20 protein-coding genes are annotated in these 21,382 nt (G+C 70.2%); 14 read left to right on the forward strand and 6 right to left on the reverse strand.

Annotated features, from left to right (window positions below):
- Positions 1–29: 29 nt before the first annotated feature.
- Positions 30–722 (reverse strand): cellulose binding domain-containing protein, encoded by a 693-nt coding sequence (locus AOP78_RS11410; RefSeq protein WP_062204620.1) that lies wholly within the window; start codon positions 720–722, stop codon positions 30–32.
- A 93-nt stretch (positions 723–815) separates the two neighbouring features.
- Here AOP78_RS11410 and rsmD point away from each other — a divergent pair, with 93 nt between their 5' ends.
- The 7 genes from rsmD (at position 816) to AOP78_RS11445 (ending at position 5,132) form a co-directional block, all read left to right on the forward strand.
- Positions 816–1,385, forward strand: coding sequence for a 16S rRNA (guanine(966)-N(2))-methyltransferase RsmD (gene rsmD / locus AOP78_RS11415; protein WP_062204623.1), 570 nt, complete (start codon positions 816–818; stop codon positions 1,383–1,385).
- Complete coding sequence (gene coaD / locus AOP78_RS11420; protein WP_062204626.1) at positions 1,382–1,864, forward strand: pantetheine-phosphate adenylyltransferase; 483 nt, start codon at positions 1,382–1,384, stop codon at positions 1,862–1,864. The genes rsmD and coaD overlap by 4 nt, the downstream gene beginning before the upstream one ends.
- Positions 1,865–2,035: 171 nt before the next feature.
- The gene (locus AOP78_RS11425) at positions 2,036–2,608 is read left to right on the forward strand and encodes a YceD family protein (protein ID WP_062204629.1); all 573 of its coding nucleotides are present in this window, start codon (positions 2,036–2,038) and stop codon (positions 2,606–2,608) included.
- A gap of 2 nt (positions 2,609–2,610) precedes the next feature.
- Positions 2,611–2,805 carry a 50S ribosomal protein L32 gene (gene rpmF, locus AOP78_RS11430; RefSeq protein WP_062204633.1) on the forward strand — a complete coding sequence of 65 codons (195 nt, stop codon included), beginning with the start codon at positions 2,611–2,613 and terminating at the stop codon, positions 2,803–2,805.
- Positions 2,806–2,838: 33 nt separating this feature from the next.
- Positions 2,839–3,561 carry a ribonuclease III gene (rnc, locus tag AOP78_RS11435; RefSeq protein ID WP_062204636.1) on the forward strand — a complete coding sequence of 241 codons (723 nt, stop codon included), beginning with the start codon at positions 2,839–2,841 and terminating at the stop codon, positions 3,559–3,561.
- Complete coding sequence (gene mutM / locus AOP78_RS11440; protein WP_062204639.1) at positions 3,554–4,504, forward strand: bifunctional DNA-formamidopyrimidine glycosylase/DNA-(apurinic or apyrimidinic site) lyase; 951 nt, start codon at positions 3,554–3,556, stop codon at positions 4,502–4,504. Before rnc ends, mutM begins: the two co-directional genes overlap by 8 nt.
- Positions 4,505–4,514: 10 nt before the next feature.
- Positions 4,515–5,132 carry a response regulator gene (locus AOP78_RS11445; RefSeq protein WP_062204641.1) on the forward strand — a complete coding sequence of 206 codons (618 nt, stop codon included), beginning with the start codon at positions 4,515–4,517 and terminating at the stop codon, positions 5,130–5,132.
- 60 nt (positions 5,133–5,192) lie between these two features.
- On the opposite strand, the gene AOP78_RS11450 is transcribed toward AOP78_RS11445, so the two are convergent.
- Genes AOP78_RS11450 through AOP78_RS11470 form a run of 5 tightly spaced genes read right to left on the reverse strand, consistent with a single transcriptional unit; the run spans position 5,193 to position 12,629 of the window.
- Complete coding sequence (locus AOP78_RS11450; RefSeq protein ID WP_152659520.1) at positions 5,193–6,797, reverse strand: GAF domain-containing sensor histidine kinase; 1,605 nt, start codon at positions 6,795–6,797, stop codon at positions 5,193–5,195.
- On the reverse strand, positions 6,790–8,502 hold the full coding sequence (gene cydC / locus AOP78_RS11455) for a thiol reductant ABC exporter subunit CydC (protein WP_062204647.1): 1,713 nt from the start codon (positions 8,500–8,502) through the stop codon (positions 6,790–6,792). The genes AOP78_RS11450 and cydC overlap by 8 nt, the downstream gene beginning before the upstream one ends.
- The gene (locus AOP78_RS11460) at positions 8,499–10,106 is read right to left on the reverse strand and encodes an ABC transporter ATP-binding protein/permease (protein ID WP_062204649.1); all 1,608 of its coding nucleotides are present in this window, start codon (positions 10,104–10,106) and stop codon (positions 8,499–8,501) included. The genes cydC and AOP78_RS11460 overlap by 4 nt, the downstream gene beginning before the upstream one ends.
- A 9-nt stretch (positions 10,107–10,115) precedes the next feature.
- Positions 10,116–11,147 carry a cytochrome d ubiquinol oxidase subunit II gene (gene cydB, locus AOP78_RS11465; RefSeq protein ID WP_062204652.1) on the reverse strand — a complete coding sequence of 344 codons (1,032 nt, stop codon included), beginning with the start codon at positions 11,145–11,147 and terminating at the stop codon, positions 10,116–10,118.
- A 12-nt stretch (positions 11,148–11,159) separates the two neighbouring features.
- Positions 11,160–12,629 carry a cytochrome ubiquinol oxidase subunit I gene (locus tag AOP78_RS11470; protein WP_062204655.1) on the reverse strand — a complete coding sequence of 490 codons (1,470 nt, stop codon included), beginning with the start codon at positions 12,627–12,629 and terminating at the stop codon, positions 11,160–11,162.
- A gap of 569 nt (positions 12,630–13,198) precedes the next feature.
- On the opposite strand from AOP78_RS11470, the gene AOP78_RS11475 reads away from it, so the two are divergent.
- From AOP78_RS11475 to AOP78_RS11505, 7 genes are all read left to right on the forward strand, one after another.
- Positions 13,199–15,493 carry an Rne/Rng family ribonuclease gene (locus tag AOP78_RS11475; RefSeq protein ID WP_062204661.1) on the forward strand — a complete coding sequence of 765 codons (2,295 nt, stop codon included), beginning with the start codon at positions 13,199–13,201 and terminating at the stop codon, positions 15,491–15,493.
- A gap of 20 nt (positions 15,494–15,513) precedes the next feature.
- Positions 15,514–15,990, forward strand: a complete 477-nt coding sequence (locus AOP78_RS11480; RefSeq protein WP_062204667.1) for a hypothetical protein — start codon at positions 15,514–15,516, stop codon at positions 15,988–15,990.
- A gap of 187 nt (positions 15,991–16,177) precedes the next feature.
- Entirely contained in the window at positions 16,178–16,486 is a 309-nt protein-coding gene (gene rplU / locus AOP78_RS11485; RefSeq protein WP_062204671.1) for a 50S ribosomal protein L21, read from the forward strand.
- 15 nt (positions 16,487–16,501) lie between these two features.
- Complete coding sequence (gene rpmA, locus AOP78_RS11490) at positions 16,502–16,756, forward strand: 50S ribosomal protein L27 (RefSeq protein WP_062204675.1); 255 nt, start codon at positions 16,502–16,504, stop codon at positions 16,754–16,756.
- Between the two features lie 153 nt (positions 16,757–16,909).
- Entirely contained in the window at positions 16,910–18,442 is a 1,533-nt protein-coding gene (obgE, locus tag AOP78_RS11495) for a GTPase ObgE (RefSeq protein ID WP_062204677.1), read from the forward strand.
- Between the two features lie 66 nt (positions 18,443–18,508).
- Complete coding sequence (gene proB / locus AOP78_RS11500; RefSeq protein ID WP_062204681.1) at positions 18,509–19,627, forward strand: glutamate 5-kinase; 1,119 nt, start codon at positions 18,509–18,511, stop codon at positions 19,625–19,627.
- A gap of 9 nt (positions 19,628–19,636) precedes the next feature.
- Positions 19,637–20,947 (forward strand): aminotransferase family protein, encoded by a 1,311-nt coding sequence (locus AOP78_RS11505; protein ID WP_062204683.1) that lies wholly within the window; start codon positions 19,637–19,639, stop codon positions 20,945–20,947.
- The last annotated feature ends 435 nt before the right edge of the window (positions 20,948–21,382 follow it).

Below are 21,382 nucleotides of genomic sequence, written 5' to 3' on the forward strand. Positions count from 1 at the left end.
GCCGCGAACGGCTGGCGGGACCAGGCCGGTCAATCCGCGCAGCTGAGCACGGGACGCTCCGGAGCGGGGCCCGTCGCGTTGAAGCCGAACGTCGTGGTGCTTCCCGCGTCGAGCTCCGCGTTGTAGTCCTCGCTCACGAAGGTCGCGATACCGTCGTCCGACGAGACCAGGCGCGCGCGCCACGGTCCTTCGGCCGTGGCATCGGCGCCGAGGTCGGCGGTGACGGTCCATCCGTCGAGGCCTCCCTCGCCGGCCACGATCTCGATGTCGAGCTTGAAGCCGCCTTCCCAGCTGTCGGCCGCGGTGACGATCGCGGTGCACGCGGCTCCCTCGGCCGGCCCTTCCGCCGACCCCGACGCGGCGGTGTCCTCGTCGTCGGGCTCGACGTCTGCGGACGTCTTCGCGGAGGCGGCGTCGTCCGGGCCTGCGCCTCCGTCCCCCTTCTCGTCCGTGCCGCTTCCCGCGTTCACCGAGCCGTCGTCCGTGGTCGTCGTGGGGGTCCCCACAGCGGCTGTGGCCTCATCGGCGCGCGGCGTGAGGATCAGCGCGGTCGCGACGATCCCGACGGCGAGCCCGGCGAGGAAGCCGACCGCGACCCGCGTCGCCGCGGATCCGCGGCGAGCATCTGCGGGAGGGATCGTGGCGGGGACCATGTCGATCCGCTGCGTCGCATCGGGATCGGCCGAGGTCCGCCCCTGCTCGGATGGGTGCTGCTCGCTCATGGGTGCCCTCTCATGGTCGCCGCCAGCGTTCTCACTGCCGACAACGTAGACGAAGGACCCTGCGAATGTCACTGGTACGCGTACGGTGAGCGCATGACCCGCATCATCGCCGGAGAGCTCGGAGGCCGCCGGATCGCCGTCCCGCCGAAGGGCACCAGGCCCACGACTGATCGCGTCCGCGAAGCGGTGTTCTCGCGGCTCGACCATGCCGGTGCGCTGCGCGACGCCCACGTGATCGACGTGTTCGCGGGCTCGGGGGCGCTCGCCTTCGAGGCGCTGAGCAGGGGAGCGGCCGACGCGGTCCTCGTGGAGTCCGCCGGTCAGGCGGCGAAGGTCGCACAGGGCAACGCGCGCGATCTCGGGGTGGGCGGGCGCGCGACCGTGGTGCGCGAGAAGGCGCGTCCGTACCTCGAGCGCGCGGAGCGCACGTGGGACCTCGCGTTCCTCGATCCGCCGTACGACATCGCGCGCGACGATCTCGCGCAGGTGCTCGCCGCGCTCGCGGCGCGGTTGAGCCCCGGCGCGACCGTCGTCCTCGAATGGTCGTCCCGCGTGGGGGACGCACCCTGGCCCGACGCGATCGAGGCAGTGACGTCGAAGGCGTACGGCGAGACGACGGTCCACTACGGCGAGGCCGTCGCCCCAGGTAGCGTGGGCGCATGACCATCGCGGTGTTCCCCGGCAGCTTCGACCCCATCACGCTCGGTCACGTCGACGTCGCCGTCCGCGCGAGGACGATCTTCGAACGCGTCGTGATCGCGGTCGCGCACAACTCGACCAAGACCCCGCTGCTCGATGTGGACACCCGTGTGCGGCTCGCGACCGAGGCGACCGCCCACCTCGACGGGATCGAGGTCGCGGCCACGGACGGGCTGCTCGTCGACTTCTGCGAATCGGTCGGGGCGAATGCGATCGTCAAGGGGCTGCGCGGCGGCGCGGACTACGACGTCGAGCGCCCGATGGCGCTCATGAACCGGTCGATCACGGGGATCGAGACCGTGTTCCTCACGGGAGACAACGCCCTGAGTCACATCGCATCGTCCCTGGTGCGTGACGTGGCGAGGCATGGAGGCGACATCACCGCCTACGTCCCTCCTGGCGTCGAGAGCGCGGTGCTCGAGGCGCTCGAGCGTCGTTCCTGAGCGCCTCCGAAGCCGCGCGGCGACCCCCGATCCGGCGTATCCTGGAGCGCGAGGGCACGACTTCGCGGGGGCCGGGTTGAGCACTGGGGGCACATCGCGTAGAATCGTGCGCTGGCCCGTCGTCTGACGTGGCCGAGGTCCGTGAGGACTGGAACTGTTCAGGAGGCGCTCGTGTCGCACACCAAGCGCCACCAGGGCTCTCCGTACGAGCTTCCCGCGAGGGAGATCGTCGGCCGCCCGGGGACGCAGCGCGTCCTGTCGGAGCAGTTCCCAGCCCCCGCGGTCCTCGGCACCGACATGATCGGCGTGGCCGCCGGCACCGAGGTGAGTCTCGATCTGAGCCTCGACTCGGTGCAGGACGGAATCTGGGTCTCCGGAACCGTCACCGCGCAGGCGGTGGGCGAGTGCGGCAGGTGCTTGGACGAGGTGCGACTCACGGTCGTGGCCCCGATCCAGGGACTGTTCGAGCTCCCCGACGTGCAGCGCGAGGACGAGGAGGAGGAGCCGGAGGACGTCTACGAGTTCGACGGGGAGACCCTCGACCTCACCGAAGTCGTGCGGGACGCGGTGGCCGACCAGCTGCCGTTCACCCCGCTGTGCGACCCGGACTGCCCGGGGCTGTGCGACCAATGCGGCGCACGGCTCGCGGACGACCCGGGTCACACGCATGAGAAGATCGATCCCAGGTGGTCGGCTCTGCAGGCGTTGACCGTCGATGAGCCGTCCCAGACGAAAGAGAGTTAGCCGTGGCTGTTCCCAAGCGCAAGATGTCGCGCAGCAACACGCGTGCACGCCGGGCCCAGTGGAAGACCACTGCTGCCAACACCGTGACGTGCCCCTCGTGCAAGGGCCAGAAGCTGGCCCACGTCGCGTGCCCGTCGTGCGGCGCCTACAACGGTCGCCAGTACGCCGAGGCGCTGCGCACCGAGCACGAGGCGTAAGGCGCGCGTCACCACGCGTACCGAGGTGACGCGGTGAGCATCCCGGGCCAGGAGGCGGCAGACGCCCTGGTCCGGAGGATCGGTGTGTCGATCGACCCCGATCTGCTGGTGCTCGCCCTCACCCACCGGTCCTTCGCCTACGAGGCGGGCGGTCTGCCGACGAACGAGCGGCTCGAGTTCCTGGGGGACTCGGTGCTCGGCATCGTCGTGACCGACCACCTCTATCACGCGCACCCTGACCTCCCCGAGGGCGAGCTCGCCAAGATGCGGGCCGCATGCGTGTCCCAGAAGTCCCTGGCCGCGATCGCGCGCCAGATCTCGCTGGGGCCGTGCGTCCTGCTCGGCAAGGGCGAGACGTCCACGGGCGGGCACAACAAGGACTCGATCCTGTGCGACGCGTTCGAGGCGATCCTCGGCGCCGTGTACCTCACGCACGGCATCGAGACCTCCCGTGAGGTCGTGCTGCGCCTCGTCGGACCGTCCCTCGCGGCCGCCGCCAAGTCGGGCGCCGCGCTGGACTGGAAGACGTCGCTGCAGGAGCGGTGCGCCGAGCTCGGCCTTCCCGCTCCCGTGTACGACGTCACGGGCGAGGGCCCGGATCACGCGCGCGTGTTCACCGCCCGCGCGATGGTCGACGGCCAGGCGCGCGGCGAGGGCACCGGCACCGCCAAGAAGCACGCCGAGCAGGAGGCCGCCGCGGCCGCGTACGCCTCTCTCGAGACGGTGGACAGCCAGGTCGACGGCGTCGTTGCCTGAGCTTCCCGAGGTCGAGACGGTCCGTTCCGGACTCGACTCCCTCATCACAGGCGCCACGATCCGCGCCGTCGACATCCGCCGCGACAGCTGCGTCCGTCTCCTTCCTGGCGGCGCGGCCGAGTTCACCGCCGAGGTGATCGACACGCGCATCAACGCCGTCGTCAGGCGCGGCAAGTTCCTATGGATGGTCCTCGACGGGGACGATGCGGCCCCCGGGGCGGCGCTCAGCGCTCACCTGGGGATGTCGGGCCAGTTCCGCGTCCATGAGGCGGCGGGCGCCGAAGCGTCCGAGCCTCATCCGCATTGCCGGGCCCGCCTCACCCTCGAGCATCCGACGCGAGGCGCGCTGACGCTCGACTTCCTCGACCAGCGCACCTTCGGCTACCTCCACGCGGAGCCCCTCGAGCCCACGGACGATGCCTTGCCCGCCGGCCAGGGCTCGAACCTCGCCTGGCTCCCTCGGTCCGTCGCGCACATCGGGAGGGACGCGCTCGACCCGCACCTCGACGAGCGCGCGGCGGGACTCGCCCTGCGCAAGGGCAGCAGGGGAGTCAAGCAGGTCCTCCTCGATCAGACGGTGGTCAGCGGCATCGGCAACATCTACGCCGACGAGGCGCTGTGGCTCGCACGAGTGCATCCGCAACGGCCGGCCCATGCCGTGACCGCTGCACAGGCTCGGGCACTGCTCGCGGCGACGCGTCAGGTGATGACGGCAGCGCTCGCGCAGGGCGGCACGAGCTTCGACGCGCTCTACGTGAACGTCAACGGCGAGTCCGGCTACTTCGACCGCTCGCTCGCGGCGTATGGGCGCGGAGGCGAGCCCTGTGGACGGTGCGGCAGGCCCCTGCGCAGAGCCGTGATCGGCGGCCGCGCGACCCACTGGTGCACCACATGTCAGCGACGCTGGGTGCCGAAACCCGGTGACGCATCTTCCAGGCAGTAGCATTTCTTCCATGTCTGACATCACAGTCCTCGTTCTCGACGACCACGAGGTCGTGCGTCGTGGCATCTGCGACATCCTCGACAGGGCCGATGGCATCACCGTCGTCGCCGAGGCCTCGTCGGTCGCCCAGGCCACGCGCCGCGCCGATGCGGTCCGTCCTCAGGTGATCCTGTCCGATCTGCGCCTGCCCGACGGCACGGGTCTCGACGTGATCCAGCACGTGCGCGCCAAGCTGCCGGACACCCGCGTGGTCGTCCTCACCTCGTACGACGACGACGACGCGAAGGCGGCCGCTCGTTCGGCCGGCGCCGACGTGTTCCTCGCGAAGACCGCGACGAGCGCCGAGGTGCTCCAGGCGGTCAAGGACGCCGCGACGGGCCGCGAGCACGGCCAGCACATCGACGTCCACGAGGACGACATGCTGTCGCGCCTGACGCCCATGGAGCGTCGCGTGCTCACGCTCGTGGGCCAGGGCCTCGCCAACCGTGAGATCGCGACCGAGCTGGGCATCGCCGAGAAGACCGTGAAGAACCACGTGACGAGCGTGCTCGCCAAGATGGGTCTTCAGCGCCGCACGCAGGTGGTCGCCTGGGCGACGGCGCGTCGCGCGCAGTCGTTCCGCGGCTAGTCGTTCCGCGGAGAGTCGCCGCCGCTGCGCGGCTCAGGGTTGCCGCTGCGCGGCCGGCGCCTACGCCTCGACGTTCCACTCCGCCGCGGTGCCCGGCCGTCCGGCTCCCGGGCGCACGGGCGACAGCGTGAACGTCCCCTGACGGCGGATCGCGCGGTTCGCGAGGTTGGACGTGCCCGAGTGGCGCTTCGTCGCCCCGGCAGGGCCGATGCCGTCGTCCGTGATGGTGACCACGAAGCGACCCGTGGGCGCCACGATCGAGATCGTCACCGCCGTGGCCTGCGCATGGCGTGACACGTTGGACAGCAGCTCTCGCACCACGGCCACCGCGTCGTCGGAGAGCGAGGGGTCCGCCGCGGTCGCGGTCGCGACGTCCTCCCAGTCCACCGAGATCGTCGGGGTGAAGCCGAGCGAGTCCTGCGCGAGGATGAACTCACGCCGGAGGCGCTCCGACAGCGGCTCCGAGGTGCGCTCTCCCGCGAGGGTCCCCATCACGGACCGCACCTCGCGCTGCGCGCGCTTGACGTGGTCGAGGGTCGACAGGAGGCGCGGGCGGAACTCCGCGGGGACGTTGGACGCGATCGTCTCGAGCTGGATCGCGGTCGCGAAGAGCTCCTGCGACACGAAGTCGTGCAGGTCGTCAGCGATGCGCTCGCGCTCCTCGAGCATGTGGGACACGTTCTTGACGTGAGCGAGCTCAGCGAACGACAGCGCCATGGCGGCCTGGCTCGCGAAGCGCTGCGCGGTCGAGAGGTCGTTCTGGTCGAAGGCCGCCATGCCTGGCTCGCGCCACAGCATGAGCAGGCCCGAGGTCTTTCCCTCGGAGTGCAGGGGCGCGTAGAGCGTGGGCCCGAAGGCGCGGACCGCGGGCAGCACGGTGCCGCCGGGCGGCTCGGACGCGACGACGCCCTCTCCCGAGCGGATGATCGTGAGCGCGTGCCCGTCCTCGGGGAGAACCTGGCCGAGAAGCTCGTCGGCGCGGTTGCCGAGGGTGAACTCCATGACCCATTCCTCGTCGACGCCGGGCAGCACGAGCGCGGCCGAGGTCGCGCCTGCGAGCTCCGTCGCCGCGAGGACGATGCGCTCGAAGGCCTCCTCGTCGCCCGGGTCCGCGAGCAGCTGCGTCGTGATGTCCTGCGAGGCGGTGAGCCACTTCTCGCGCGCGATCGCGGCCTCGTAGAGCTGCGCGTTGTCGATCGCGGAGGCCGCGGCCGAGGCGAGCGCGAGCACGATGTGCTGGTCGCGCGGCGTGAACCCGTCCGTCTTGTCGGCCAGGTACAGGTAGCCGAACAGCTCGCCACGCACGACGAGCGCGGTGCCGAGGAACGAGCCCATGGGCGGGTGACCGTCGGGCAGCCCTCGGAAGGCGGGATGCTCGGTGAGCTCCTCGATGACGAGGCAGCCCTCCATCGGGATGCGTGCGAGCGTGCCGACTGCGTTGGGCGCGCGCCCGATGTGCGCCATGACGCCCTCGGGCATCCCGTTGTAGTGGAACTCGACGGAGATCCCGTCACGGTCCAGGATGTTGATGGCGGCCATGCGCGCGCCGGTGTGCTCGGTCGCGGCGTCCAGGAACTTGTCCAGGACGTCCTTGAGGTCGAGCCGGTTCATCCCGACGATCGCGTCGGCCAAGGCGTCGGACACGGCCTGGTTCTCCTCACTCACGTAGGTCGACCCGCCTCTCCGCGTATTCGAGCGGGGACTCGTGATGGGTGACGAGGACCACGATACGGCCCTGCGCGGTCAATGCCAGGACGACGGACCTCAGCGCGTCCTGGCCCGCTGCGTCGAGGTGCTCCGCCGGCTCGTCGACGAGCAGCACGGGAGCCGGGTGAAGCATCGTCCTGGCGAGGAGGAGGCGGCGGCGCTCGCCGCCCGAGACGGTGTGCCCTCCCGACCCGATCATCGTGTCGATCCCGTCGGGCAGCGACGCGATCCACGGGCCGAGACCCACGGTGTCGAGCGCGTCGAGGGCCTCGGCGCTCGTGACGTCCCCGCGCGCGACACGGAGGTTCTCGAGCACCGTCGTCCCGAACACGTGCGCGTCCTCCGACGTGAGCGCGACGCGGTGCCCCGTGTCGCCCGGAGCGACCGGCTCGCCATCGAGGAGGACCCGGCCCGAGGCGGGACGGATCGCGCCCGCGATCGCGAGCAGCAGCGTCGACTTGCCGATCCCTGACGGGCCCACGATCGCGAGGGTCTCGCCCGGGCGCAGCGTCTCGGTGAGGGGCCTGGTCGGCGTCATGCCGGGCCACGCGACGGACAGCGCGTCGAGACGCAGCTCGGACACGGACGATGCGGGGGTCGTGGCAGTGCCAGCCTCGGCGGCGTTCGTCTCGGTCGCGGGAGCGGCGAAGGCCGTGCCCTCGAGCGGTGCGGCGAGCTCCTCGATGCGGCGTGCGGCGGCGCGCGAGCGGTGGAGCTGGAGCACCGCGGCGGGGATGACGCCGACGGCCTCGAACGCGGCGAGCGGTAGGAGCGCGACGACGGTGCCCCACGGTCCGGAGACGGTGCCCTGGCCGATCGCGACGACCGCGAGCCACACCCCACCGATGACCGCGAGCCCCTGGCTGAGCGTGAGCAGCGCCGCGGCGGCCGCGCCTGGTCGAGCCTCCGCCTCGAGCGCCGCCTCGGCCTGCGCGTTCGCGTCCCGGACGGCGGCGATGGAGTCGTCAGAGGTGCCCCACACGCGGTGCTCGGGCGCGGACTCGATAGCCGTGAGCGAGGCGGTGGCGACCTCGGCGTGGGCGGCGATGCCGGCCTCCGCCGCGACGCGAGCCTGGCGCGTGGTCAGCGCCGCGGTGCCGAAGCCCGCGAGCGCGAGGCACGCGGCGAGCACGAGGCCTGCCGCGGGCAGCACCGCGCCGACGATCGCGACCGAGATCGCGCTCACCGTGAGAGCGACCCCGGTGGGGATGATCGCCCTCACGACGGCATCGCCCACCGCGTCCAGGTCGGACCCGATGCGCGCGATGATGTCGCCGCGGCGCAGCGTGAGCACGCGTCCCGCTCCGGCGGCGGCGAGGCGCTCATACGTGCGTTCGCGCAGCTCGACCATGCCGCGCAGCGCTGTGTCGTGGCTCGCGAGACGCTCGAGGTACCGGAAGAGCCCGCGCGAGATTCCGAAGAAGCGCACGATCACCGCGGCGAGCGCGAGGTCGGCGGGGGAGGGCATCTCCGCGGCCTTGGCGATGAGCCAGGCGGCCACGGCGGACAATCCGACGGCGGAGCCGAGCGCCATGGTGCCGGCGAGGACGGCCTTGATCACGGGCCAGGGGCGAACCCCCGTGTCCCTCAGCGCGGCGCGCAGCGCCTTCCCCTCTCCCTCGACGTGCGAGCTCGCCGGCGCGCTGTCGGTCGCGGCGGTCATGCATCGACCTCCTTGGTGGCGTGGGACTCGACGGTCACGACCGCGTCCGCGCCGTCGACGACCGCAGGCTCGTGCGTCGCGACGACGACGGTCGCTCCCGCGTCGGCGAGCGCACGGATCTCGGCGACGACCTCGGCGCGTGACGCAGGGTCGAGGTGCGCGGTCGGCTCGTCCAGGAGCACGAGCGGCCGGCCGGAGGACAACGCACGGGCGAGGGCCTGGCGCTGACGCTGGCCAAGGGACAGGCGTCGTCCCTCGGGGCCGAGGTCGGGGCGCTGTGGCACCCACGCGATCTGCGACGTCCAGCCGTCCAGGTCCGTCACGACGGCGCCATCCTGCGAGACCGGGGCGACTCCCGCATCGTCCCCTTCCACGCCGACACGACCCGACGACGGAGGGAGCAGCCCCGCGAGAGCGAGCAGCAGGGTCGACTTGCCGGATCCGTTGGGTCCGACGATCGCGGTCACGGTGCCGGGCTCGCACCGGAGCGTGACCCCTGCGGGGGCCTCGCGCCCGCCGTCGGGGGTGAGGACTCCGAGATCCGCGGCGACGAGCGCGCCGCTCGACACGGACGGCGCCTGCGCGGTGCCGCCCGCGGCGGGCACGGGCTCGTCGAGGATGCCGAAGGCGGCATCGGCCGCGGCGAGGCCGTCGGCCGAGGCGTGGAAGTGCATGCCCACGTTGCGCAGCGGCAGGTAGACCTCGGGCGCGAGGATGAGCACCGCCAGCCCCGTTTCGATGCCGACGCCGCCGGCGACGAGCCTGAATCCCATCGTGACCGCGACGATCGCGACGGAGAGCGTCGTCAGGAGCTCGAGCACCATGCCGGACAGGAAGGCGACCCTGAGGGAGCCCATCGTCGCCTTGCGGTGCGACTCGCCGAGCTCCCTCACGCGTGCGGCCGGACCGTTCTCGCGCCCGAGGGCCTTGAGGGTGGGCACGCCCGCGATGAGGTCGAGCGTCCGAGCGCCGAGCGTCTGCATCGCCTCGAGGTGCCGCTCCGACCTGTCACGCGTCACGAGTCCGACCAGGATCATGAAGATCGGGATCAGCGGCAGCGTGAGGCCCACGATGAGCGCCGATATCCAGTCCAGGCCGAGCACGAGCACGAGCAGGATCGGGGTGAGCGTCGCCGCGAGCCCCAGCTGGGGAAGGTAGCGCACGAAGTAGGGCAGCAGGTCGTCGAGGCCGCGCGTGACGACCGTGACGACCTCGGCGCCACGGCCCGAGGCGACCCAGCGAGGCCCCATGGCGGCGGCGTGCTCCACGACCTGCTCGCGCAGCTCGGAGATCACGCGTGCGCCAGCTCGGTGCGCGAGCCGTTCCTGCAGCCACGAGACCGCGGTACGCAGCCCGACGACCGCAGCGAGAATCGGCAGCCCGACCGCGAGCCCCCTGGCGGACTCCGGCACGATCGAGCCGATCCAGCCGAGACCGTCCTCGGTGAGGGGCTCGGGGGCGAGGAGCGGCGCGAGCAGGCGCGCGATGACGAACGCCTGGAAGGCGACGAGAAGGGCCGTGGAAAGGCCGAGGCCCGCCGTCACGAGGATGTAGCGGCGGGCCGGGCCGATCCGCACGACCAGGCGCGGATCGATGGGTTTCATTCGATGAGGCTACTTCTTGAGGAACGTGAGCTCGTTGTGCTCGGGGATGTGCTCGGTGCTGATCCGGCGGCGGAACACCCAGTACGACCAGGACTGGTAGGCCAGGACGATCGGGGTCATGATCACCGCGACCCAGGTCATCACCGTGAGCGTGTAATCCGAGCTCGACGCGTTGCGGACCGTGAGCGAGAACTCGGGATCGATCGACGACGGCATGACATCGGGGTACATGGATCCGAAGATCAGCACGACGGCGCCGACGACGACGACCGCGTTGGCGATGAACGCCTTGCCGAAGCTCTCAGCACGCGAGAACCAGACCACGGCCACGAGGCCGAGCGCCGCGACGACGACGGCCGCCCAGGTCCACGGCTGCGAGTAGGCGAGCTGTGCCCAGATCGCCCACACCGCGGCGATCAGGAGCGAGGCGATCGAGACCTTCTTCGCGAAGTCGCCCGCACGCTGCGAGAACTCGCCGGAGGTCTTCAGCGCGAGGAAGATCGCGCCGTGCGTGAGGAACAGCGCGAGGGTCACGAGGCCGCCGAGCAGCGCGAACGGGCTCAGCAGGTCGAAGAAGTTGCCGACGTACTCGAGCCTGCCGTCGACCTCCTCGATCGGCACTCCGCGCACGAGGTTCGCGAACGCGACGCCCCACAGGATCGACGGGACCCACGCGGTGCCGATGATCGCCCAGTCCCAGCGCTGACGCCAGGCCTCGTCGTTGATCTTGCCGCGGTACTCGATCGCGACGGCGCGGATGATGAGCGACACGAGGATCAGCAGCAGTGGCAGGTAGAACCCCGAGAACAGGGTCGCGTACCACTCGGGGAACGCCGCGAAGGTCGCGCCGCCAGCGGTGAGCAGCCACACCTCGTTGCCGTCCCACACCGGGCCGATCGTGTTGAGCGCCAGGCGGCGCTCCTTGTTGTTCTTCGCGAGCAGGCCCATGAGCATGCCGACGCCGAAGTCGAATCCCTCGAGGACGAGGTACCCGGTCCACAGGACCGCGATGAGGAGGAACCAGATGAGAGGAAGATCCATGATCACGACTCCTTAGTACGCGAAGGAGAGCGGCTTGGAGCCGTCCTCGTCGACGGTGGGCTCCTCGACCTGCGGCGCGCCCTCGATCGCGTACCGGTGCAGCAGGCGGAACCAGAAGACCGCGAGCACCGCGTAGACGATCGTGAAGATGACGAGCGAGGTGATGATCTCGCCCGCGGACACGCTCGGGGAGTACCCGGACTGCGTCAGCAGCATGACCATGTCGACGCCGTCGGGGTTGGGCGCGACGACGAAGGGCTGCCTGCCCATCTCGGTGAAGATCCAGCCGAAGCTCGCCGCGAGATACGGCATCGGCAGCGACACCAGCGCGAGATTCCTCATCCACGGCTTCGTCGTGTAGGCGCCCTTGCGGGTGAACCACAGGATCGTGAGCGCGAGCGCGGCGGAGAACGCGGCGAGGCCGATCATGAGGCGGAAGGACCAGTACGTGACCAGCAGGTTCGGGCGGTACTCGATCTCGTCGCCGTTCGCGTCGGTCGCGCCGTAGCGCTCCGCGTACTCCTCCTGGAGCTGGTTGATGCCGCGGACCTCAGCGTCCCAGTCTCCTGTGAAGAGGAACGAGGTGAACTTGGGGATCTCGATGAGGTGGGTGACCGAGCTGGGGTCGTCGCCCGCGAGGTTGCCGATCGCGAAGAGCGAGAACGAGGCGCCGGTCTCGGTGTCCATCAGACCCTCGGCGGCGGCCATCTTGATGGGCTGCTGCTCCGCGAGCAGCTTGCCCTGGACGTCGCCCGTGTAGATGACGGCGGCACCCGCGATGAGCATCGTCACCGCGCCGAAGCGCGCGGCGGTGCGGTACATCGGCAGGTCGGCGTGGTTCGCGTCCTCGCGGTGCCTGCGCACCATCCAGTACACGGCGATCCCGGCGACGAAGTTGCCCGCGACCAGGAACGCGGTCGCGATGACGTGCGGGAAGGCTGCGAGCGTCGTGACGTTCGTCAGGACCTCGAGGATCGAGGTCATCTCCGCACGACCCGTCTCGGCGTTGTAGTCCGCGCCGACGGGGTGCTGCATCCACGAGTTGGCCGCGATGATGAAGTAGGCGGACAGGGTCGAGCCGATGGCGAAGGCCCACACCGTCATGAGGTGGATCTTCTTGGGGAGCTTGTCCCAGCCGAAGATCCACAGGCCCAGGAACGTCGACTCGAGGAAGAACGCGAGCAGCGCCTCCATCGCCAGCGGGGCGCCGAAGATGTCGCCGACGAAGCGGGAGTAGTTGGACCAGTTCATGCCGAACTGGAACTCCTGCACGATTCCGGTCGCGATGCCCAGCGAGAAGTTGATCAGCAGCAGCTTGCCGTAGAACTTCGTCAGCCTCAGCCACTTCTCGTTGCCGGTCCGGACCCACGCCGTCTGCATGATCGCCACAAGGACGGACAGGCCGATCGTGAGCGGTACCAGGACGAAGTGGTAGACGGTCGTGATACCGAACTGCCAGCGGGCTAGTTCGAGCGCCTCCATGCCAGTGCCCTCCTTTGGTAGATGCGTCAAGAAAAACTACCGAGGGGACCATTGTCCTATACCGGGACCATGGTCCTGACGGCCCGTCCGGGTGCAGGCGCGTTGCGTCCAGCATCCCAAGTTCGCGGTGTGTTCGCCACCCGCGCGGCGGGGGGGCGGACCGACTCCGTGCCTGCTCAGCAGGCGTTGCGGTCCCCCGCTCGAGGGTTCCGCTGACCTCACGCCCAGGCATCTCGCGCATCGTCCCCGACCGCGTCCACGAGCCCCGGAAGGTGCGCCCTCGCGCGCGTGTCCTGTGAATTGGATGGGGACTGTGACACAATGGGCGCCAGGTCAGCATCCGTCCACACCGGATGCAAACCGCGCGACAGACGCAGCGACTGCGCTGCCGCCGGTCCTGACACGGTCCCGCACGGCTACCGCCGCCAGCGGCGACATCGGGGGCGCGGCGCACGCATGGCGCCGCTGTCAGCCGCGACCGACAGACTTCCGCGGTCACAGACAGTGACCCGCGACCGACGACATGTTCGAGGTCGGGTGTGGCCGACCTGAACCTTGAGGTACCCGCATTGAGCGAGGACAACGCCACACCCGCAGCCGCACTCATCTTCCAGGCGCCCGAGCCGCCGAAGTCGCGCCGCGCTTCGGCTCCCGCCGGCCCGCCGCAGGTCGAGGTGAAGCCGGTCGAGACCAAGCCCGAGCCGGCAGCTGAGATCGCCGCGCCTCAGGCCGAGAGGTCCGAGGCGCCGCAGGCTGACAAGCCCAAGAAGAAGTCGAGCGGCAAGAAGAAGAAGCCGAAGGCCGACGCGCAGGACGCGGCCCAGTCCGCTGACGCCGTCGAGGCGAGCGACTCCAGTGAGCCGTCGAGCAGCGATGAGGCTTCCGCGGAGGGCGCCGACGGCGACTCCGGCGAGGGCGGTGGCAACGGTCGTCGCCGTCGCCGCCGCGGCGGACGCGGACGCGGCAAGAAGCGCCCCGAGGGCGAGGCGAACGGCGAGTCCGACGCCGAGTCCGGCGATGTCGATTCGAGCGCGACCGACGATCAAGCGGATGCGGACTCCACCGAGGCCGACGCCTCGGACGCCGACAGCGGTGAGGCAGGTGAGGGCGGTTCCTCCCGCCGTCGCCGCCGTCGCAGCCGCGGCTCGCGCTCCGGCTCGTCGTCGTCGGCGCCCGCCGAGGACCAGCTCCAGGGTTCCACGCGCCTTCAGGCCAAGCGCCAGCGCCGCCGTGACAACCGCGACGGCTCACGCCGTCGCCCGGTGATCTCCGAGGCGGAGTTCCTCGCGCGCCGCGAGTCGGTGAAGCGATCGATGGTCGTGCGCGAGAAGGACCACCGCGTCCAGATCGCCGTGCTCGAGGACGACGTGCTCGTCGAGCACTACGTGTCCCACCAGGCGCAGCAGTCGATGGCCGGCAACGTCTACCTGGGCCGTGTCCAGAACGTGCTGCCCGGCATGGAGGCCGCGTTCGTCGACATCGGTCGTGGCCGCAACGCGGTGCTCTACGCCGGTGAGGTCAACTGGGACGCCGCAGGGCTCGAGGGCAAGGCCAAGCGCATCGAGCTCGCGCTCAAGCCCGGCGACCAGGTCATGGTGCAGGTCACCAAGGACCCGATCGGGCACAAGGGCGCGCGCGTCACGTCGCAGATCTCGCTCGCCGGACGCTTCCTCGTGTACGTCCCCGCGGGCGGCGTCACCGGCATCTCGCGCAAGCTGCCCGACACCGAGCGCGCGCGCCTCAAGAAGCTGCTGCGCGAGGTCATCCCGTCGGACGCCGGCGTGATCGTGCGCACCGCGGCCGAGGGCGCCTCCGAGGAGGAGCTGCGCGCCGACGTCGACCGGCTCAAGCGCCAGTGGCAGACCATCCAGGACGAGGCGGGCAGCGGCAAGGCGCCCAAGCTCCTGCGCGGCGAGCCCGACATGGCCATCCGCGTCGTGCGCGACATCTTCAACGAGGACTTCGACTCGCTCACCATCCAGGGCGACGACACGTGGAACTCGCTGTCGATGTACGTGCACCAGGTCGCTCCGGATCTCGCCGAGCGCCTTCACAAGTACACGGCCGAGGGCGACGTGTTCGCCGACTGCCGCATCGACGAGCAGCTCGCCAAGGGCATGGACCGCAAGGTCTGGCTGCCCTCGGGAGGCTCGCTGGTCATCGACCGCACCGAGGCGATGACCGTCATCGACGTCAACACGGGCAAGTTCGTCGGCAAGGGCGGCACGCTCGAGGAGACGATGACGCTCAACAACCTCGAGGCGGCCGAGGAGATCGTCCGCCAGCTGAGGCTGCGCGACATCGGCGGCATCATCGTCATCGACTTCGTCGACATGCTCCTCGAGTCCAACCGTGACCGCGTCCTGCGTCGACTCATCGAGTGCCTGGGGCGCGACCGCACCAAGCATCAGGTCGCCGAGGTGACCTCGCTGGGCCTCGTGCAGATGACCCGCAAGCGGGTCGGCCAGGGCCTGGTCGAGGCGTTCTCGGAGACCTGCGAGCACTGCAAGGGTCGAGGCTTCCTCGTCCACGGCGAGCCGGTGGCGGAGGCCAGCGAGAAGCAGCCCGAGCAGCGACGCTCGTCGCGTGGCGGCCGCAGCCGTTCGGGCAGCAAGCAGCCGAGCCAGCAGAAGCCTCAGGAGGAGCACCAGCACGCCGAGCCCGCCAAGGGCGAGACGCACGCCCTCGACGACCGGGAGGACGCCCGCGCTCAGGTGAAGGCGACGCTCGCCTCGATCGCTGCAGCCGCGGAGAAGGCTCACCACGAGGGCGAGCACGTCGACGCCGCGGGCGAGATCCCCGTCATCGACATCGAGCTGCCCGAGGCGCCGTCTGATTCCGAGGCCGCCGCCGAGCAGGACTGAGCGCGTCCGTGGGAGGGGTCGTGGTCGAGTCGCGCTTCACCGCGAGGCTCGCCGCCACTCGAGAGCAGGTGCTCGAGGCCGAGTCCGACCTCGTGTTTCAGGGCGAGGTCATGGGCATCGAGTTCCGCGACGTCGTTCGAGGAGAGTCGGGCGCGCCGCTGACGTGGGTCCAGGTGGCTCGTAACGGACCCTTCCGGCAGACGTACGCTGGCACCTCGGTGAGCAGCGATCCCCTTGTGATGGTCTCCCGGCGCCGGGGTGTCTTCACGGAGGAGCAGACCAGCACCACCACGGTCGACGATGCTCCCGGCGAGGACGGCCGGATCGGGGTGGAGTGGCTGCTCCGGGTGGAGGCGACCGGGAGGTACCCGTTCTCGGGGTGCTTGCTCGCTCTCACCGGATCGTCGGTGCAGCGACGGGTCAGCAGGATCCACGCCGGCATGACGATGCAGTGGGCCGCGGCGATCGAGTCGCGCGCCTTGCGGGAGCCCGCGTGAAGCAGGAGCGGGCGACGTCGCCGCGCGAGGAGGCGCGCCAGTTTGACCGGCGGGCCCGACGCGGGTAATCTAGAGCGTCGGCGCGCGAGCGCCTCGAAGCCCTGCCTGCGCCCTCTGGGGAGCGGCTGCGGCAGGACCGGATCCGTTCGGGATCCACGACCACGAGTTTCAAGAGGAAAGACACATCATGGTGTACGCGATTGTGAAGGCCGGTGGCCGCCAGGAGAAGGTCTCCGAGGGCGACGTCATCGTCGTCGACCGTCTCAAGGCCGAGGCCGGCTCCACCGTCGAGCTCGCCCCCGTGCTGCTCGTCGATGGTGACAAGGTCACCTCGGACGCCAAGGCGCTGGGCAAGGTCAAGGTGACCGCCGAGGTCATCCGCGACGAGCGCGGCCCGAAGATCGACATCCTCAAGTACAAGAACAAGACCGGCTACCGCAAGCGTATCGGTCACCGTCAGGAGCTCACGCGCCTGAAGGTCACGGGCATCAAGTAAGCGAGGAGATCACTCATGGCACACAAGAAGGGCGCGAGCTCCTCGCGCAACGGTCGCGATTCCAACGCGCAGTACCTCGGCGTGAAGCGCTTCGGCGGTCAGGTCGTCAACGCGGGTGAGATCCTGGTCCGCCAGCGCGGCACCCACTTCCACCCGGGCGAGAACGTCGGCCGCGGCAAGGACGACACGCTGTTCGCGCTGTCCGCCGGCTCGGTGGCGTTCAACCAGCGTCGTGGCCGCAAGGTCGTCGACATCGTGGCGGGCGAGTAGCAGCCGCACGCAGTCTTACGTAACTCTGGTTCAGGGGCGCGCCGACAGGCAGCGCCCCTGACCTGTATCTAGGCTCGTTCCAGAGCCGACGCGTCGCGTTCATCCGCCGACGCGCATCCCGGCCGGTGACGGCACACAAGGAAGGGAGTCGTCGTGGCGAGCTTCGTCGACCGCGTGACCCTGCACGTCGCAGCCGGCAAGGGAGGTCACGGCGTCGCATCCGTGCACCGCGAGAAGTTCAAGCCGTTGGGTGGTCCCGACGGCGGCAACGGGGGCCGTGGAGGCTCCGTCGTGCTGCGCGTCGACCCGCAGGTCACCACCCTGCTCGACTACCACCACGCGCCGCATCGGTCCGCGGAGAACGGGAAGCAGGGCGCGGGCGACATGCGCCACGGCGCCAACGCCGCGGACCTCGTCCTCGGCGTTCCGAACGGGACCATCGTGAAGTCGCCCGAGGGCGACGTGCTGGCCGATCTCGTGGGCGACGGCGCCGAGCTCGTCGTCGCCGAGGGTGGCCGCGGAGGCCTGGGCAACGCGGCTCTCGCGACCACCAAGCGCAAGGCCCCGGGCTTCGCGCTGCTCGGTGAGCCCGGCGAGGAGGCCTCTGTCGTCCTCGAGCTGAAGTCCATCGCCGACGTCGCGCTCGTGGGCTACCCGAGCGCGGGCAAGTCGTCGCTCATCGCTGCGATGAGCAGGGTGCGGCCGAAGATCGCCGACTACCCCTTCACGACCCTCGTCCCCAACCTCGGCGTCGTCGAGGCCGGCGGCAAGCGCTTCACGATGGCCGACGTGCCCGGCCTGATCGAGGGGGCGTCGGAGGGCAAGGGGCTCGGTCACGACTTCCTGCGTCACATCGAGCGCTGCTCGGTGATCGCGCATGTGCTCGACACGGCGACGCTCGAGACCGATCGTGACCCGCTGAAGGACCTGCAGGTCATCTCCGGCGAGCTGCGCGCCTACTCGACCGACGACGCGATCAGCGGGGTTCCGCTCGCCGAACGCCCGCAGATCATCATCCTCAACAAGATCGACGTTCCCGACGGCCGCGATCTGGCACAGCTCGTCCGGCCCGATCTCGAGGAGCTCGGGCTGCCGATCTTCGAGGTCAGCGCCGTGAGCCACGAGGGGCTGCGCGAGCTCGGGTTCGCGCTCGCTGCGATGGTGGATGAGGAGCGGGCCAAGATCCCCGAGATCGATAAGGCGCCCATCGTCCTGCGCCCGAAGGCGGTCGACGAGTCCGGATTCACGGTCAAGCACGTGCGTGACGGCGCCGAGGACTACTACCAGGTGCGTGGTGTGAGGGTCGAGCGCTGGGTGCGCCAGACCAACTTCGCCAACGACGAGGCGGTCGGCTACCTCGCGGATCGTCTCGCGCGAGCCGGCGTTGAGGAGCAGCTCTTCCGGGCCGGAGCCGTACCCGGCAGCGAGGTCGTCATCGGCCCTCGCGACGGCGGCGTCGTCTTCGACTGGGAGCCGACGATGGCATCGGGTGCGGAGCTGCTCGGACAGCGCGGCTCGGACCTGCGCATCGAGGAGCACGAGCGTTCGCATCGCGCGACTCGCGCCGAGAAGCGCCAGGAGCACAAGGAGCGGATGGACGCCAAGACGGAGGCGCGCAAGGAGCTGTGGACCGAGCGCGACGCCGGGCACTGGACCGATCCGTCCAAGGACGACGACGAACTCTGACACGATAGGGCTTGCCGGGCTCGTCGCGAGCGGCTCGGCCGCGACCGGCGACCACAGGGAGGGTACGTGAGCGAGCACCTGCGAGACGTGGTCGCGCGTGCCTCGCGCATCGTCGTCAAGGTCGGGAGCTCGTCCCTCACCGGGGATGAGGGCCGCCTCGACAAGGAGCGCCTCGGCGCTCTCGTCGACGTGCTCGCGCATGAGGCCGCCTCGGGGCGCGAGGTGATCCTCGTGACGTCGGGATCGATCGCCGCCGGTATCGGCCCTCTCGGGTTGAGCCAGCGCCCGACGAACCTTGAGCTTCAGCAGGCGGCAGCCTCGGTGGGGCAGGGCAAGCTGATCCACGCGTACACCCAGGCGTTCGCCCACCACGGCCTGGACGTGGGTCAGGTGCTGCTCACGTCGGACGACATGGTGCGTCGCTCGCACTACGGGAACGCCCGACGCGCGCTCGAGTCGTTGCTCAGCCTCGGCGTCGTCCCGATCATCAACGAGAACGACACCGTCGCCACCGACGAGATCCGGTTCGGCGACAACGACCGGCTCGCGGCGCTTGTCGCGACCGCCATGGCTGCGGACCTCCTGGTGCTCCTCACCGACGTGGATGCGCTGTACACGGCGGCCCCGGGCTCTCCTGGCGCCCACCGCATCTCCGTGGTGCACGGCCCGGACGACCTCGGCGGTATCGACATCTCTCGCAGGGGGTCCGCCGTCGGCACCGGCGGCATGATCACCAAGGTCGAGGCCGCGTCCATCGCGACCACCTCCGGCGTCCACGTCGTGCTTGCGAGCGCGGACGATGCGGGAGCGGCCCTTGCAGGGCAGGACGTGGGCACGGTGTTCGTCACCACGGGCAAGCGGGACACCACCCGGCTGCAATGGCTCGCCCATGCCGCGCGGACCCGTGGAGGCATCGTCCTGGACGACGGCGCCGTGCGAGCGGTGGTGAGTCGGCGAGCGTCGCTGCTCGCCGCAGGAGTGGTGGAGATCCGCGGCCATTTCGAGGCGGGCGAGCCGGTCGACCTCGTGGCGCTGGACGGGACACTCGTCGCGCGAGGCTTCGCGGGATTCTCAGCGGAGGAGGCCGAGCAGATGAAGGGGCTCAGCACCGACGCCCTCGGCGAGCAGCTCGGCGAGCATTACGCGCGCGAGCTGATCCACATCGACCACCTCGTCGTCCTGTAGGAGGCGCGCGTGCCCGGCCCGCTGATCCACAACGCCCTTGGAGCGGCTCCGCCGGTCGTGGCTCGCGCGGAGGGCGTGTGGCTCTGGGACGCCGAGGGCAACCGCTATCTGGACGGATGCGCGGGCGCCGTCGTCAGTGCGATCGGGCACAGCCACCCGCACGTGGTCGAAGCGATCGCGGCTCAGGCGGCGAAGGCGACATACGCGCATCGGGGCGCGTTCACCAGCGAGGCCGCCGAGGCCGTGGGAGAGACGCTCTCCCGGATGAGCGGGTTCCCCGGGGTGTGGCTCGTGGGCTCAGGCAGCGAGGCGACCGAGGCCGCGATGCAGTTCGCGCTGCAGTACCAGCGAGAGGTGGGCGAACCACAGCGCACGACCTTCCTCACGGCGCGCGCCGGCTATCACGGCAGCACGCTGGGCGCGCTGTCGGCCTCGGGCCACGCTCGGCGGGCGGCGGTTGCCGGGCTGGCCCTCGACATGACCGCTCTTCCCGCGGGTGACGCGCTGCGCGACCAGGGCGATCAGAGCGAGACCGAGTACGCGGAGGCGATGCTGCGGGAGGCCCGGACGATCATCCACGAGCATGCGGACTCCCTGGCGGCCGTCATGATCGAGCCGGTCGGCGGCGCGACCCTCGGTGCGAACACTCATCCAGCCGGCTACCTCGCCGGCCTCAAGCGTCTCTGCGAGGAGACCGGCGCGCTGTTCATCGCCGATGAGGTGATGACTGGCATGGGACGCACGGGGACGGTGCTCGCGTGCGATGCCGAGGGTGTTCAGGCGGACCTGGTCGCGATGGGCAAGGGCCTGGGATCCGGATACACCCCGATCGCCGCGGTGCTGGTCTCTTCTCGCGTGCTGACAGCCATCGAGCAGGGCTCGGGAGCGGTCCTCGGAGGGCACACCTATGCAGGCAACCCGCTGTCCGCAGCGACGGCGCTCGCGGTGCTCGAGGTGTTCGAGACGGAGGACGTCATCGCGCGCGGAAGAGGGGCGGCGGCGGTCCTGCGCGAGCAGCTCGATGAGCTCGCGACGCGTCATGGGATCGTGACAGACGTCCGCGGGCGCGGGATGCTGCTCGGCCTTGAGCTCGACGCGGGAGGCCGGAGACAGGGAGCCACCGCATCGGCGCTGTACGCCGCTTGCGCCGCGCACGGGCTGGTCGTCTACCCGACCACCGGCGGGTACGTGGACGCGGTCATCATCGCGCCGCCACTGATGATCGAGAGGGGCGAGATCTCGGTGCTCGTCGTGGCCCTGGACGCTGCGCTGACTGACCTCGAGACCTCGTATGAGGCCCCTCAGAGACTCCCTGACTAGATTTCCGGCAGATTTCCGGCGATTTATCAGGACAGACGCGATCCATTGCTGAGAATTACACCGATGTGGTCATCCGCACCCCGTGCGCACGTGTAGTGTCTTCCCCCGGAACGAGGTCGGAAATACATCCGAAAGCGCGGTCGCCGAGGCGGACGACAAGATGTACGATTGAGATCCTCCACTCAAGCGGGAGACAAGCCGGCAAGGCGAGTTGACAAGAGCGCAAGAGTGGGTAAGGTCGAAGGGTTGCGCCGAGCGAGGTTGAGAGACTGAGCGAGGAGCGACGCCCGCCAATCTGACAGGTCGATTTGACAGGTCAGCGAGGATGGGTAAGATTGAAGGGTTGCGCCGAGCGAGGCTGAGAGGCCGGAGCGAGGAGCAGCACCCACCGATCTGGCGGCTCGCCGAAGAAGCGAGTTGACAAGTCAGAGAATG

Origin of the sequence: Demequina salsinemoris (assembly GCF_000974805.1) — a bacterium.
In the GTDB taxonomy this organism is placed as follows: Bacteria; Actinomycetota; Actinomycetes; order Actinomycetales; family Demequinaceae; genus Demequina; species Demequina salsinemoris.